Genomic DNA, 13,306 nt, shown 5'->3' with positions numbered 1-13,306 from the left:
AACAGCGGAAATTTCGGTGAGGCTCGGTTTCGTCCGGCGCATGGAAGCTGCCCGTGCCCGTCCGGACGCCTCGCGCGCTCGCGAGGCGTCCGGTGGAAGCTCGGCCGGAGGCCGCTCAGATGCCGCTGGGCCGATCCAGCTGCTTCAGCCAGGCGCCGATGTCGCGCGCCGCGACATTGGCCTGGTCGAGCAGCTTGCCCATGGTGAAGAAGCCGTGGAATTGGCCGGGATGCGTCCGGTGCGTCACCGGCACGCCGGCCTCGCGCAACCGCCGCGCATAATCGTCGCCTTCATCGCGCAGCGGATCGGCGCCGGCGGTCAGCACGTAAGCGGGCGGCAGGCCGGCCAGCGTCTCGGCCTTGGCCGGCGAGGCGCGCCAATCGTGGATGTCGGCGGCGCTGTTGAGATAATGGTCGCGAAACCAGCGGATGACCGAATGGGTCAGCAGCACGCTGGTCTCGGGCTCGCTGTGCGAGGGATGGTTCATCGAGAAGTCGGTGGCCGGATAGATCAGGACCTGGCCCGACAGCTTCGGCCCCTGGCCATCGCGCGCCGACAGCGCGACCACGGCCGCCAGATTGCCGCCGGCGGAATCGCCGCCAACGCTCAGTCGGGTGTCATCGATGCCGAGCGAGGCAGCCTGATCGGCGACCCATCGGGTCGCCGCGACGGCGTCGTCGACCGCGGCGGGAAACTTGTGCTCGGGCGCAAGACGGTAATCGATCGAGACCACGATCAGTTCGCCCTCATGGGCCAGCGCGCGGCAGACCACATCGTGCGAATCCAGATTGCCGATCACCCAGCCGCCGCCATGGAAGAACACCAGCGCCGGTGCGAGGCCGCCATTGTGCCGTATCGTCTTCGGCCGATACAGGCGTGCCGGGATCGCGCCATGCGGGGCGGGGATGGAGAGTTCCTTGACATCGGCGAGCTCCGGCGGCTCCGGATTGCTCACCACGCGGGCGGCCAGATAATAATCCCGCGCCTCCTGGGGTGTCAGCGTTTCATAGGCCGGGCGGCCGGCCTCCTGAAACGCCTTGTAGACGGCGGCAGCATCGGCATCGAGTTGAACGGGCATGGGCAAGTGACCTATCGCGTTGAATGACGTGGTGGATGACGGGTGTTCAGGCCGCGGTGCGGCCGCCATCGACGGTGTAGGCGGCGCCGGAGACGTAGCTCGCATCGTCGGAGGCGAGGAACGCGACGATGGCGGCGACCTCCGAACCCTGGCCGAGCCGGCGCGCGGGGACGCGATCGACGATTCTGTCGATCGGGACGGGCGCGCCGCTGCGGCCTTCGATGATCGCGCTCAGCATGCGGCTGTCGATCAGGCCGGGACAGATGCAGTTCACGCGCACATTCGTGCCGGTGCATTCCCACGCCGCGCTCTTGGTCAGGCCGATCACGGCGTGCTTGCTGGCGCTGTAGACGGCAATCTGCGGCGAGCCGATCAGGCCGGCAATCGAGGCGGTGTTGATGATCGAACCGCGGTTCTGCTGCAGCATCACCGGGAGAACGTGCTTGAGGCCGAGGAACACGCCGACGACATTGACGTCGAGCACGCGGCGGAACGCCTCGAGCGGATAGTCGGTGATCGACTTGATCTCGCCCTCGATGCCGGCATTGTTGAAGAACACATCAATGGTTCCGAACTGGTCACAGGCCCGCTGCACATAGGCCGCCACCTGCGCCTCGTCGGTCACGTCGGCGGCGATTGCGAGGGGCTCGGCGCTGGCGGGCAGGGCCGCGATGGCCGCGTTCAGATCCTGTTCGCGCCGGTCGATGGCGACGATGCGGGCGCCGCGCGCGGCCAGCAGACGCATGGTCGCGGCGCCGATGAGTCCGGCCGCGCCGGTGACGACGGCCACCCTGCCGTCGAGACGAATCGAATCGGTCATTCGTTTCCTTCCTTGCCGGCCGATCGGGACGCGGCCTTGCTGCGTGTTGGTTTCACGCTATCTGTTGGTGGTCCGACTATCTCATTGGATGAACCGGATGACCACCTCGCGGTGCGCTGGTAAGTCGCCCTTTCCCCGCCGTATTCGACATGTTAACGGGAGGGCTGATCGAGAGCGGCGGATGGGTCATGACGCGATTTGATTGTCCCGAACCCCGATTCGCCTGATAAAGCCGCGCGAGATGCACCGAACAATCGTCCTGACCGGTATCGCGGCAATGCTGGCCGCAACGTCCCTCGCGCTGGCCGTGCCTGCACGCGCGCAGATCGGGACTATTTTTTCAGATCCCGTTCCTCGGCCGCCCGGCAACATTCCGCGTCGCGGAGAGCCGATTCCGCCGCCCGAGGAAGAGGAGGAAGTTCCGGAACTGCCGCAGGGCCGCGTTCTGCCGGCACCGACCCGTCCAGCGCCTGGGCCGGGGGCTGCCCTGCCGGGCCCGGTGCAGTCGCAGCCGCTGGCGCCGCCTCCGGGGACGGCCGTGCCCCCGACCAATGCTCCCGTCGCAGTCGCTCCGCCTCCTGGACAGCCCGGCGCGGCGCCGCCGGCCGGCGGCCAGCGGCAGCCGCCGCGCGGTGCGCCCCAGAATGCAGCGGTTCCGCCGAATGGCGCCGTGCCGCAGACGCCGGCGACCCTGCAGCCGGGCGACGAGGTCGTGACCGAGCCGCCGGCGCAGAAGATCGTGAATAAGAAGGCGAGCTTCTCGGGCCTGGACAAGATCACCGGGCGCATCATCAATTTCGACGAGGATATCGGCGAGACGGTGCAGTTCGGCGCATTACGGGTGAAGACCGACGCCTGCTACACGCGTCCGGCCACTGAGGCCGCGAACACCGACGCCTTCGTGCAGGTCGATGAGATCACCCTGCAGGGTGAGGTGAAACGCATCTTCTCGGGATGGATGTTCGCCGCGAGCCCGGGCCTGCACGGTGTCGAACATCCCATTTACGACATCTGGCTGGTCGACTGCAAAGAGCCGCAGACGACCGTCGTGAGCACCGCACCCGACCAGAAGCCGGCGGCGCAGCAGCCGGCCCAGAAGCGGCCGCCGCAGCAGCGCCAAGCTGCCCCGCGGCCGCAGGCACCGCCGCAGCAGTATCAGACGCAGCAGATGCCGCCTCCGCCCCCGCCGCCTCAGGCGGGCGGACCGTTCGGCGGTGTGTTCAGATAGCGCCTGTTCAGATCTCGCCTGTTGCGATGGCGGGGCTCAATGGCGCTCGGCAATGATGGCGAGCGCCTCCGTGCCTGAGATCGGCTGGTCAATGGAGAGCCGCGTGAAATTGGCCGCGGGCCCGGTCAGCGCCTTTTCCAGCAGGCCCGTATAGCGGCGGCGGGGAATCTCCACCGCGCCGAATGTCTTGAGATGCTCGGTGACGTATTGCGTGTCGAGCAACTCGAAGCCGCCTGCGATCAGCCGCGCGACAAGATGCACCAGCGCGACCTTCGAGGCGTCGCGGGCGCGGTGAAACATGCTTTCGCCGAAGAAGGCGCGGCCCAGGCTGACGCCATAGAGCCCGCCCACCAGGTCCCCGTCCTGCCAGCATTCGACGCTGTGGCAATGGCCGAGCGCGTAAAGGCCGCTATAGAGCTCGCGGATGCGCCGGTTGATCCAGGTGTCCTCGCGCCCGGGCTGCGGCTCGGCGCAGCCGTCCATGACCGCCGTGAAGGCCTGGTTGACGGTCACCGTGAAGGCGTCCGACCGCACCGTCCGCGCCAGACGCGACGACACCCGGAAACCTGTCAAGGGAATGACGCCGCGCAGCTCCGGCTCGACCCAGAACAATGACGGGTCGTCGGCACTTTCGGCCATCGGGAAGATGCCGCAGGCATAGGCACGCAGCAGGACCTCGGGCGTGATCTCGGACGCTGCGGAGTCGCGCGAATTCATGAGAGGACCTTAGCAGGAAGCCGCCGTCGAGGCGATGGTCCGTTGGTCGCGTCCGCTGGTCGCCCGAGAGCTGTCAGCCCACCGCGGCCGCCGCCGGCTTGGGAACATCCTTGGTCAGGCGGAACCGGACCAGGATCTTGGTGCCGTCATGGCCCGGATCGGGGGCCACCGTCGCATCGAGCTTGGTGGCCATCGCGCTGACGATGCGCTGGCCCATGCCGGTCGAACGCGGATCGCTGGTGGCGTTGAGGCCGACGCCATTGTCGGCGATCGAGAGCAGAACGTCGTCGTTCGCGAGCTTCAACTCGACGTGGATCGGGCCGGGCCCGTCGGGATAGGCGTATTTGACCGCGTTCATCACCAGCTCGTTGACGACGATGCCGATGGCGACCGCCCGATCCGGGTCGATCTCGACCGGCTCCGCCTTCAACGTCAGGCGCGACATGCGATTGCCCTCGGCCGAGCGGCGGAGGTCGTCGAGCAAGGCGTCCAGATACTGGTTGAGCAGCACGCTCTTGAGATCGTGCGAGGTGTAGAGCCGGCGGTGGACCTGGGCGACCGCGGCGACACGGCCCATGGCATTGGTGAGCGCGGCCTTCACGTCCTCCTGCGAGCTCGAATTGGCCTGCAGGTGCAACAGCGAGGCGATGATCTGCAGGGAGTTGCCGACGCGGTGGTTGACCTCGCGCAGCAGCACCTCGCGCTCGGCGGCCAAGGCCGCGTAGCGGTCGCGCGATGCGCGCACTTCGGCCTCGGCCTCGTCGCGGGCCTTCTGCAGCCGCGCCTGCCGCAGCGCGCCTTCGGCAGCGACCTGGAGCAGGGGAACGAATTCGCCCTGGAGATCCTTGACGAGGTAGTCGGCGGCCCCCGCCTTGAGCGCGGTCACGGCGATCTTGGAATCCTGGGAGGCCGTGACGAACACCACGGGAGGCGCTTCGGGCAGCGCCATGATCCGCTCCAGCGTCTCCAGGCCATCGAGGCCCGGCATGTACTGGTCCAGCGCGACGACGTCGATCCCACCGTGCTGGATCCGTTCGAGGCCCGCGGCGCCGTCAGGCGCGTGCTCGACCGTGAACCCCAGCCGCTTGAGCCCGCGCTCCACCAGCCGCGCCAGGGTGGCGTCGTCGTCGATATAGAGCAGCGTGGGTGCGGCGGAGCTCATACGGCGGGCGGAACCTGGATGACGGAGAAGAACAGACCGAGCTGGCGGATGGCGTTGGCGAAACTCTCGTAATTGACCGGCTTGGTGATGTAGACGTTGCAACCGAGCTCGTAGCAGCGCTTGATCTCCTGCGAGTCGTCTGTGGTGGTGAGGATCACCACGGGAGCGCTCTTCAGGAAGCTATTCTGCTTGACCATTCTGAGGATGTCGATGCCGGTCATGTCCGGCAGGTTCAGATCCAGCAGAATTAACAGGGCCCGGCCCTTATGATCGAGCCCGGTGCCGTCAGTACCAAGCAGATATTTCACGGCGTCTGTACCGTTGGTGAACGGCATGATCTCGTTGTTGACGCCGGAGCGGCGAATGTTCCGCTCGATCAGGCGGGCGTGTCCTTCGTCGTCCTCGATCATGATGATCGTTACGGGCATGGTCATCGGTCTGAGTTCCGGTTTGAGGCATTCCATTTGATCGGAAGCGTGATGGTGAAGGTGCTGCCCTGGTCGAGTTCCGAGGCAACCGACATGGTTCCACCGAGCCGCCGCACCAGCGCGCGCACATGGGCGAGCCCGATTCCCTGGCCCGGACGATCCTGCGTCCCGGCGCGGCGGAACAGGTCAAAGATACGTTGGTGATCCCGGGGATCAATCCCCCGGCCATTGTCGGTGATTTCGAAGATCGCGAAGCCCAGCTTGGTGCGGGCGCGGATGGCGATATCCCCTGGCACTCCGGGCTTCAGATATTTGATCGCGTTGTCGATCAGGTTGGAGAAGATCTGCTCCAGCGCCAAGCGGTCGCTGATGATTGCGGGCAGCGGCTCGATGCGGATGGTCGCCTGCGCTTCTTCTGCCTGATGGGCGAGCGTGGAGACGATCGCCTCGATCAGCTCGCGCGTTTCGATCCGCACCGGAACGAACTCACGTCGTCCTTCGCGGGTCAAATTGAGGATGGCTGAGATCAGCCGGTCCATCTTCGCAATCGAGGATTTGATGAAGCCCAACGCCTCCGAGAAATCCTCGGAGAGCTGCTTGTCGGCGCCTTCCAGCTCCGGTTCGGCGCCCTCGGCGGGAGGCGGCGAGTCGGATACCGCGCGCGCCAGCGCCGCGATGCGGCGGAAGATATCGTTGCGCAGCTCGTCGAGCTCGCTGGTGAAGCCCATGATGTTGACCAGCGGCGAGCGCAGATCGTGGCTGACGATGTAGGCGAAGCGCTGGATCTCCTCGTTGGCTTCGCGCAGATCCGCGGTGCGCTCGTCGACGGTCGCCTCCAGGTTCAGGTTGCTCTCGCGCAGCTGCGCCTCGGCATCATCGCGGGCGCGGGTGGAGCGGCGCACCAGCAGCACCGAGATGACCGCAAGCACCACAACGAGGGCTGACCCCGTGATGGTGACGATGGCCGCCAATTGCTGGCTGGCATCGGCATTGGCGGTCCGCAAAGCCAGCAGGCGTTCCTCCTCGAGGCGCATCGTCTCGGCGGTGTTGCGCATCATGTTGCTGCTGTCAGTCGATCCGGCATCGCGCACCAGCGCGACGGCGCCGGGGAGGTCGCCGGATGCAACCAGCGCCTTCTCGCGATCGAATTGGGCCAGCCGGCCTTCGATCACGCTGCGCAGTCGGGCGAGATTTTCAACCTGCTTCTGGTTGTCGGCGACGAGCGTGCCCAGCTTGTCGAGCAGCGGCCGGAGCGCCTTCACGGCGGCTTCGTGGTCTTTGAGAAATTCCGGGTTCTGCGTCAGCAGATAGGCGCGCACGCCACTCTCGGCGCGCCGGACCTCGAGCAACAAGGCGTTGATCTGGTTCTCGGCCTCGACGGTGTGCACCACCCAGGCGCTATCCCTGCGGGCCTTGTTGACCAGCAGAACCGACGCCGTGCTGACGGCAACCAGCACCACAAAGCCCGCCGACAACAGCAGGATCTGTCCCAGCGTGCGCCTTCGTCTCACCTCAGGCGCCACTGCCCACTCGCACGTCGTTGGTAATCACTGCCCCCTGGCGGAAAAGTTCCGACCAAGCAGAACGCAACTGCAACGGCTTGGTTCCGCCCTGGACGACAGTTTTTCTGAGCGAAGCCGCTCAGTCCGTCTGCTGGCCGGCCAGGTACTGCTCGAGCCAGTGGATGTGATAATCGCCGTCGATGATGGCGGGCTCCCGAACCAGGGCGCGGAACAGCGGCAGGGTCGTCTCGATACCGTCGACCACCATCTCGTCCAGCGCGCGGCGCAGCCGCATCAGGCACTCGACCCGGCTCTTGCCGTGCACGATCAGCTTGCCGACCAGCGAGTCGTAATAAGGCGGGATCACATAGCCCTGGTAGACGGCGGAATCGATCCGGACGCCGAGACCGCCGGGCGGATGGTATTGCAGGATCTTGCCGGGCGAGGGTCGGAAGGTGACGGGGTTTTCCGCATTGACGCGGCACTCGATGGAGTGGCCGTTGATGACGACCTGATCCTGGGTCATCGGCAGGTCGCCGCCGGCGGCGATGCGGATCTGCTCGAGCACGAGGTCGATCCCGGTGATCATCTCGGTCACGGGATGCTCGACCTGGATGCGGGTGTTCATTTCGATGAAGTAGAACTCGCCATCCTCGTAGAGGAATTCAATGGTGCCGACGCCGATATATTTCAGCTCTTGCATCGCCTTGGCGACGGTGTTGCCGATCTTGGCGCGGGCGGCGGCGTCGAGCACCGGCGAGGGGCCTTCCTCCCAGACCTTCTGGTGGCGGCGCTGCAGCGAGCAGTCGCGCTCGCCGAGATGGATGGCGCCGCCGCGGCCGTCGCCGAGCACCTGGATCTCGATGTGACGCGGCTTCTGCAGATATTTCTCGAGATAGACCGAGGCGTCGCCGAATGCCGATTTGGCCTCATTGGCCGCGGTGGTCAGCGCCAGCTGCAGGTCGGCCTCGGTATGTGCGACCTTCATGCCGCGACCGCCACCGCCGGCGGCGGCCTTGACCAGCACCGGGAAGCCGATCTCCTTGGCGATCGCCATCGCGTCCTGGTCGGGCGTCACGGCTCCGTCGGAGCCCGGCACGACGGGAATGCCGAGCCGCTTCGCGGTCTTCTTGGCCTCGATCTTGTCGCCCATCAGGCGGATGTGCTCCGCCTTCGGCCCGATGAAATGCAGGTTGTGATCGGCCAGAATCTCGGCGAAGCGCGCGTTCTCGGACAGGAAGCCGTAGCCGGGGTGGACGGCGTCGGCGCCCGTGATCTCGCAGGCGGCGAGCAAAGCAGGGATATTGAGATAGCTGTCCTTCGACGGCGGCGGACCGATGCAGACGCTCTCGTCGGCGAGACGGACATGCATGGCATCGGCATCCGCGGTGGAATGCACCGCGACGGTGGAGATGCCGAGCTCCTTGCAGGCCCTGAGGATGCGAAGGGCGATTTCGCCGCGATTGGCGATGAGGATCTTGTCGAACATGGTGTCCTACGAAGCGAATGGCGAATAGCGAGTGGCGAGCAGGGAAGCAGCGACCATTCGCTGCTCGCCATTCGCCACTCGCGCCTACTCGATGATCACCAGCGGCTCGCCGAACTCGACCGGCTGGCCGTCCTCAACCAGAATCTGCGTCACCGTGCCGGCGCGCGGCGACGGGATCTGGTTCATCGTCTTCATGGCTTCGATGATCATCAGCGTCTGACCGACCGAAACCTTGCTGCCGACCTCGACGAACGGCTTGGCGCCGGGTTCCGGCGCCCAATAGGCGGTGCCGACCATCGGCGAGGGCACGACGCCCGGATGCTTGGAGAGATCGGCGCCGGCCGAGGCCGAGCTCGCGGCGGCGGCCACGGGAATGCCAGCCGCGGCGGACGGGACGGCCGAGGGAACGGCGGCGGCAATCGTGACGTTGCGGGCGACGCGGATGCGCAGGCCCGCCCGCTCCAGCTCGATCTCGGTCAGGCTGGTTTCATCCAGCAGCGCGGCAAGCTCGCGGATGAGCTGGCTGTCCTGGGATTGAGCGGAGGTCTTGTCGTCGGGCTGGGGCGCCATGATCGTGATCCAGAAACGTTGTGTGACGTGAGGGCGAGGACGTCAGGCTTGCGCCGTGATGTCGGTCTTCGTGTCGGTCGTGGCACCAATCTTTGCAGCCAGGCCAGTGATCGCGAGTCGGTAGCCGTCGATTCCAAAGCCACAAATTGACGCAAACGCGGCCTTGGCCGTGAAAGAATGGTGCCTGAAGCTCTCGCGGGCGTGGATGTTGCTGATATGCACCTCGACCGTCGGGATCTTCACGCCCATGAGCGCGTCATGCAGAGCAATCGAGGTATGGGAATACGCGCCGGCGTTGAGAATGATGCCGGCCACGCCCTTGACGCGGGCCTCATGGACGCAATCCACCAGTACGCCTTCGTGGTTCGACTGACGGCACTCGGCCACCAGTCCGAACCGCGTCGCCGTTTCCACGCACAGACGCTCGACATCGGCCAGTGTCGCGTGGCCGTAGGTCTCCGGCTCGCGGGTGCCCAGCAGATTGAGGTTGGGTCCATTGAGGACGTAAATTGTCTTGTGCGGGTCGTCGGCCATTCCCATCCCGGCGGTGTGGCGGCGGTGGCCGGCGTTATAGGTAACAAAGCTGCCAAGGGGAAGCCTTTCGGCGGCCGGGGTGCCCCGGCTCCGGGACTTGCCCGCCCCGCGAAAAAACGGGGATGTCCTGGAAACGGCGCGTTAACCATCGCCGGGCGCCAGCCGCACGTGCCGATTGTGATTGCGCAGCACAAAGGGGCGGGCATTGCTGCCCGCCCCTTTTTTCTCGCCACCTGCCTGGTCGGGGATCAGGTGTCGAGGACTGCAACGATCTCGTGGGTCCGCGGATCGAGCACGATGATCTGCTCACGAACCAGGATGTAGTCATATCCGCGCCATTCCGGATAGATCGTGACCACTTCGGCCGGGAGCGGGTAGAAGTGGACATCCCGCGGCACCCGGGTGCCGACCGAGATGTTGAAGTTGACGTTGGTCACAGGCTCGACCCGCTGGCTGCGGATCACGCTGGTGATCTTGGTGCGCTGCTCGGTCGAGAGCTTGGCACTGGCGCCGGCCTGCCCGGTGGTGGTCTGCGAGCGATCGCCACCCGTCTTGGTCTCGGCATTGGTGCCGGTCTTGCTGTCGCGTCCTTCCGCCTTCATGTTGTTGTCGCGGCCTTCGCGCCCCTCGGCCTTCATGTTCTTGGCGCCGCCTTTATCGCTCTCGGAGCTCGCGCCCTTGGTGGCCGGGCCCTTCATGCCGTCCTCGGCGTGCTGACCCTTGGTCGCGCCGGACTTCTGGTCCGACTGGCTGGAGCGCATGTCAGAGGAGCCGCCGGCCGACGGAGACGCGCTGTCACGGTTCATGGCGCCGCCGCTCGCACCGCCACTGGTTGCGCCACCGGAAGCGCCACCCGTCGCGCCGCCCTGCATCGCCGCGCCGCCGGACTGACCGCCCGCGCCGCCCGCACCACCGGCGCCTTGAGCGTGAGCGAAACCTGCACCGGCCAGAAGCGCAATTGCAGCAACTGATACCATCAAGCGATTAGTCATCCTCAATCCTCCTCAATCATTGGCACTGCCCGCGCCGACAACTGCAGGACATTGGAGTCGTTCCGTGCGTCGCTGATGGTTCCTCAAATTTGTCGCCGCTCGCGACGATATGAATGAATGCTCATCGTCATGAACGTCGCATGACGATGCAAGCGACCTGTGCCGCGCTTGTCCGAGAGTCGTTTGCGATCAGGTCGCGTGTTCGCCGCGCTCAGCGCTATGGCGTTCCCGTGCGTAGCGCACCAGCGCCATGAAGCGATACAGCCCGTGCACGAACTTGCCATAGGGCAGGGTGATGAACAGCGCGAACACGGCGCCGAGATGCAGCGCCAGGAGCACGCCCATGGCGCTCGTCTCGCGCAGCAGAAGCACAGCCAGGCCCGTCACGCCGGTCAGCACGAGCATCGCGAGGAAGGCCACGTCCATGCCACGACTTGCAGGGTCCATCAGCGCAGCGTCACGCTTGCGCTTCGCGGCATAGAGGCCGATCGGTCCGATCATGATCCCCAGGCCGCCGAGCGTGCCGAGCACGACCGGCAGATCCCAGAACGGGTAGGGCGCTTCGCGATGCAGGAGGTAGTGATAGAGCGTTGCGACGCTGGTCGAGGCGAAGCAGAGCAGAAAGCCGTAGAACGTCAGATGGTGATAGAGGCGCCTGTTGTCGTTCGGCCGCTCGTCCTCATTGTAGCAGCCGACACCGCCGCCATCGAGATAGCGCAGGCTGGCCGCGTCGCGCACCGCCTGCAGCAACGGGCGCGGCCGCGCGAGCGTCGAGGCCTGCTCTCCGATGTCGTTCCAGAACGCGCGGGCGCCGTTGACGAATGCGACGACGGCCCACAGGAAAGCCGCGCCGAACAGCAGCGCCATCATATTGTGCGGCATCAGTGCGTAGAACGATCCCGGGCCGTGCCGACGGGCAAACAGGGCTGCCGAATCGTTGAGGGCCACGAAGCCGAGGATGAACGCTGCGATGCTGAGCACGGTGATCAGGGCGATCGCGAGGCCGTTGCTTCTGAACAGCGGCGCGAGCGCGCGCGGCCAAGCATAGTCGGCATAGCTCTCGCGCCGCGCCTTGGCGAGCACCGCGGGGACACGGACGTCGAATTCATGCGGCGGCGAGAACTGGCAGTCGACGTAGCAGGCACCGCAGGAATGACAGAGATTGGCGAAATAGTTGAGGTCGCCGCTCGTGAAGGCGCGGCGAATTTCCATTGCGGGAAAAACGGCGCACAGACCCTCGCAATAGCGGCAGGAGTTGCAGATCGTCATCAGGCGATCCGCCTCGGTCAATGTCGCGCTACGCTGCATGTCGTGCTGCTCCCCGGCCGGCGATGCGTCCGAACACGCTGCCGATGGTCATGCCGATGCCGGCGGCATAGCCGCGGCCGAGCACGTTGCCGGCCATGATCTCGCCCGCGGCGTACATGTTGTCGGCCGGACCGCCGCCCTTCATCATCATCCTGGCCTCGTGATCGACGCGCACGCCGAGATAGGTGAAGGTGATGCCGGGGCGCACGGGATAGGCGTAATAGGGCCCGGTGTCGATGCGCCGCGCCCAATGCGACTTCGTCGGCGTCAGCCCTTCGGTATGGCAATCATCGAGGATGTCGGGGTTGAACGTGCCGTCCCGCACCGCTGCATTGAACTGCGTGACGGTGGCCGACAGCCTGTCGGGATCAAGGCCGAGCTGGCCGGCGAGTTCGCCGATGCTCGACGCCGCGACAGCCGGGTAGAGCGAGGGCATGAACAGGTTCGCGGATTTCGAATCGAAGATGATGTAGGCGATCTGGTCCGGCTGCGCCGCGACCAGCCGTCCCCAGATCGCGTAGCGCTTCGGCCAGACGTCCTCGCCCTCGTCGTAGAAGCGCTCGGCCTTGTTGTTGACGACGATTCCGAACACGACGCAGTCGAGCCGGGTGATGATGCCGCCATCATATTTCGGCGCCCGTGCATCGATCGCCACGGCGTGGCACTGGGTCGGATCGCCGATGCTGTCGACACCGGCGCCGAGCAGCAGGTCCAGCACGGTGCCGCGGTTGTTGGGGGTGCCGCGGATCAGGAAGTTGCGGGCGATCTCGCCCCAGCCTTCGACCAGCTTGTCGATGTTGGACTCGAAGCCGCCGGCCGCCGCCACCAGCGCCTTGCCGCGGATCCGGATGCACCGCTCACCGCGCCGGACGATTGCGGCGCAAAAGCGAGCCTGGTCGATGTCGAGCGCGACGACCTCCGACTCGTAGTGCACCTCGACGCCCAGCCGTTCGGCGGTGAGATAGAGGGCGTTGAGCATCGCGCGGCCGCCGCCGAGGAAGAACGAGTTGGTGCGGCCGAGGCTCAGCGTGCCGCCGAGCGAGGGCTGGAAGCGGACACCCTGCTCGACGATCCAGGTGAGCATCTCCTTGGACTCGCGGATCATCATCCGCGCCAATTGCTCGTTGGTCTGGCCTTCGGTGACGCGCAACAGATCGTCCCAGAACTCGTCTTCGGTGTAGGGGCCGCTCAATGTCGCCGTCGCGGCATCGTGGGCGCAGCGCATGTTGCGGGTATGGCGGGTGTTTCCGCCGCGATAGAATTTGGATGCTGCCTCGAGCACGATGACGGATGCCCCCGCGCGCCGCGCCGCAATGGCGGCGCAGAGGGCCGCATTGCCGCCGCCTACGACCACGACGTCATAGGCCAGAGAATGGTCGGCGATGTCGCCGTTGCCCGTCATGACGCGATCTCTCTCTGCAACCAACTCAACCGGCTCCCATGCGTGCATCGGCAGCAATGACCAAGCGGACCGGTTT

13 protein-coding genes are annotated in these 13,306 nt (G+C 65.9%); 1 reads left to right on the top strand and 12 read right to left on the bottom strand.

Annotated features, from left to right (window positions below; translation table 11 throughout):
- Positions 1-115: 115 nt before the first annotated feature.
- Positions 116-1,078 carry an alpha/beta hydrolase gene (locus BBTA_RS19765; RefSeq protein ID WP_012044278.1) on the bottom strand — a complete coding sequence of 321 codons (963 nt, stop codon included), beginning with the start codon at positions 1,076-1,078 and terminating at the stop codon, positions 116-118.
- 46 nt (positions 1,079-1,124) lie between these two features.
- A complete protein-coding gene (locus BBTA_RS19760) occupies positions 1,125-1,898 on the bottom strand; it encodes an SDR family NAD(P)-dependent oxidoreductase (RefSeq protein WP_012044277.1) in 774 nt (257 codons plus the stop codon).
- A gap of 241 nt (positions 1,899-2,139) precedes the next feature.
- Here BBTA_RS19760 and BBTA_RS19755 point away from each other — a divergent pair, with 241 nt between their 5' ends.
- Positions 2,140-3,126 carry a DUF2155 domain-containing protein gene (locus tag BBTA_RS19755; RefSeq protein ID WP_041750780.1) on the top strand — a complete coding sequence of 329 codons (987 nt, stop codon included), beginning with the start codon at positions 2,140-2,142 and terminating at the stop codon, positions 3,124-3,126.
- A 36-nt stretch (positions 3,127-3,162) separates the two neighbouring features.
- Here BBTA_RS19755 and aat read toward each other — a convergent pair whose 3' ends face one another.
- From aat to tcuA, 10 genes are all read right to left on the bottom strand, one after another.
- Positions 3,163-3,843: a leucyl/phenylalanyl-tRNA--protein transferase gene (aat, locus tag BBTA_RS19750; protein WP_012044275.1), complete on the bottom strand. Its 681-nt coding sequence runs from the start codon at positions 3,841-3,843 to the stop codon at positions 3,163-3,165.
- Between the two features lie 73 nt (positions 3,844-3,916).
- Entirely contained in the window at positions 3,917-5,005 is a 1,089-nt protein-coding gene (locus BBTA_RS19745; RefSeq protein WP_012044274.1) for a sensor histidine kinase, read from the bottom strand.
- Positions 5,002-5,439, bottom strand: coding sequence for a response regulator (locus tag BBTA_RS19740; RefSeq protein WP_012044273.1), 438 nt, complete (start codon positions 5,437-5,439; stop codon positions 5,002-5,004). The genes BBTA_RS19745 and BBTA_RS19740 overlap by 4 nt, the downstream gene beginning before the upstream one ends.
- Complete coding sequence (locus tag BBTA_RS19735) at positions 5,436-6,956, bottom strand: CHASE3 domain-containing protein (protein WP_012044272.1); 1,521 nt, start codon at positions 6,954-6,956, stop codon at positions 5,436-5,438. Before BBTA_RS19735 ends, BBTA_RS19740 begins: the two co-directional genes overlap by 4 nt.
- A 118-nt stretch (positions 6,957-7,074) precedes the next feature.
- Positions 7,075-8,424 (bottom strand): acetyl-CoA carboxylase biotin carboxylase subunit, encoded by a 1,350-nt coding sequence (gene accC / locus BBTA_RS19730; protein ID WP_012044271.1) that lies wholly within the window; start codon positions 8,422-8,424, stop codon positions 7,075-7,077.
- 84 nt (positions 8,425-8,508) lie between these two features.
- Positions 8,509-8,994, bottom strand: coding sequence for an acetyl-CoA carboxylase biotin carboxyl carrier protein (gene accB / locus BBTA_RS19725; protein ID WP_012044270.1), 486 nt, complete (start codon positions 8,992-8,994; stop codon positions 8,509-8,511).
- Positions 8,995-9,036: 42 nt separating this feature from the next.
- Positions 9,037-9,528, bottom strand: coding sequence for a type II 3-dehydroquinate dehydratase (gene aroQ / locus BBTA_RS19720; protein WP_012044269.1), 492 nt, complete (start codon positions 9,526-9,528; stop codon positions 9,037-9,039).
- Positions 9,529-9,776: 248 nt separating this feature from the next.
- On the bottom strand, positions 9,777-10,520 hold the full coding sequence (locus BBTA_RS19715; RefSeq protein ID WP_041750778.1) for a DUF1236 domain-containing protein: 744 nt from the start codon (positions 10,518-10,520) through the stop codon (positions 9,777-9,779).
- Between the two features lie 189 nt (positions 10,521-10,709).
- Positions 10,710-11,828 (bottom strand): tricarballylate utilization 4Fe-4S protein TcuB, encoded by a 1,119-nt coding sequence (tcuB, locus tag BBTA_RS19710; RefSeq protein WP_012044267.1) that lies wholly within the window; start codon positions 11,826-11,828, stop codon positions 10,710-10,712.
- On the bottom strand, positions 11,818-13,230 hold the full coding sequence (gene tcuA, locus BBTA_RS19705) for an FAD-dependent tricarballylate dehydrogenase TcuA (protein WP_012044266.1): 1,413 nt from the start codon (positions 13,228-13,230) through the stop codon (positions 11,818-11,820). Before tcuA ends, tcuB begins: the two co-directional genes overlap by 11 nt.
- Between the last annotated feature and the right edge of the window lie 76 nt (positions 13,231-13,306).

The sequence above is a fragment of the Bradyrhizobium sp. BTAi1 genome (assembly GCF_000015165.1).
GTDB classification, from domain to species: domain Bacteria; phylum Pseudomonadota; class Alphaproteobacteria; order Rhizobiales; family Xanthobacteraceae; genus Bradyrhizobium; species Bradyrhizobium denitrificans.
This window is presented reverse-complemented; position numbering and strand designations above follow the sequence as displayed.

What these genes read in the sequence shown, in the direction of transcription:
- aroQ (WP_012044269.1), bottom strand. Translation starts at nt 9,528, where the DNA reads ATGGCCGACGACCCGCACAAGACAATTTACGTCCTCAATGGACCCAAC.
- accC (WP_012044271.1), bottom strand. Translation starts at nt 8,424, where the DNA reads ATGTTCGACAAGATCCTCATCGCCAATCGCGGCGAAATCGCCCTTCGC.
- BBTA_RS19740 (WP_012044273.1), bottom strand. Translation starts at nt 5,439, where the DNA reads ATGACCATGCCCGTAACGATCATCATGATCGAGGACGACGAAGGACAC.
- tcuB (WP_012044267.1), bottom strand. Translation starts at nt 11,828, where the DNA reads ATGCAGCGTAGCGCGACATTGACCGAGGCGGATCGCCTGATGACGATC.
- BBTA_RS19755 (WP_041750780.1), top strand. Translation starts at nt 2,140, where the DNA reads ATGCACCGAACAATCGTCCTGACCGGTATCGCGGCAATGCTGGCCGCA.
- BBTA_RS19760 (WP_012044277.1), bottom strand. Translation starts at nt 1,898, where the DNA reads ATGACCGATTCGATTCGTCTCGACGGCAGGGTGGCCGTCGTCACCGGC.
- aat (WP_012044275.1), bottom strand. Translation starts at nt 3,843, where the DNA reads ATGAATTCGCGCGACTCCGCAGCGTCCGAGATCACGCCCGAGGTCCTG.
- BBTA_RS19745 (WP_012044274.1), bottom strand. Translation starts at nt 5,005, where the DNA reads ATGAGCTCCGCCGCACCCACGCTGCTCTATATCGACGACGACGCCACC.
- BBTA_RS19715 (WP_041750778.1), bottom strand. Translation starts at nt 10,520, where the DNA reads ATGACTAATCGCTTGATGGTATCAGTTGCTGCAATTGCGCTTCTGGCC.
- accB (WP_012044270.1), bottom strand. Translation starts at nt 8,994, where the DNA reads ATGGCGCCCCAGCCCGACGACAAGACCTCCGCTCAATCCCAGGACAGC.
- tcuA (WP_012044266.1), bottom strand. Translation starts at nt 13,230, where the DNA reads ATGACGGGCAACGGCGACATCGCCGACCATTCTCTGGCCTATGACGTC.
- BBTA_RS19765 (WP_012044278.1), bottom strand. Translation starts at nt 1,078, where the DNA reads ATGCCCGTTCAACTCGATGCCGATGCTGCCGCCGTCTACAAGGCGTTT.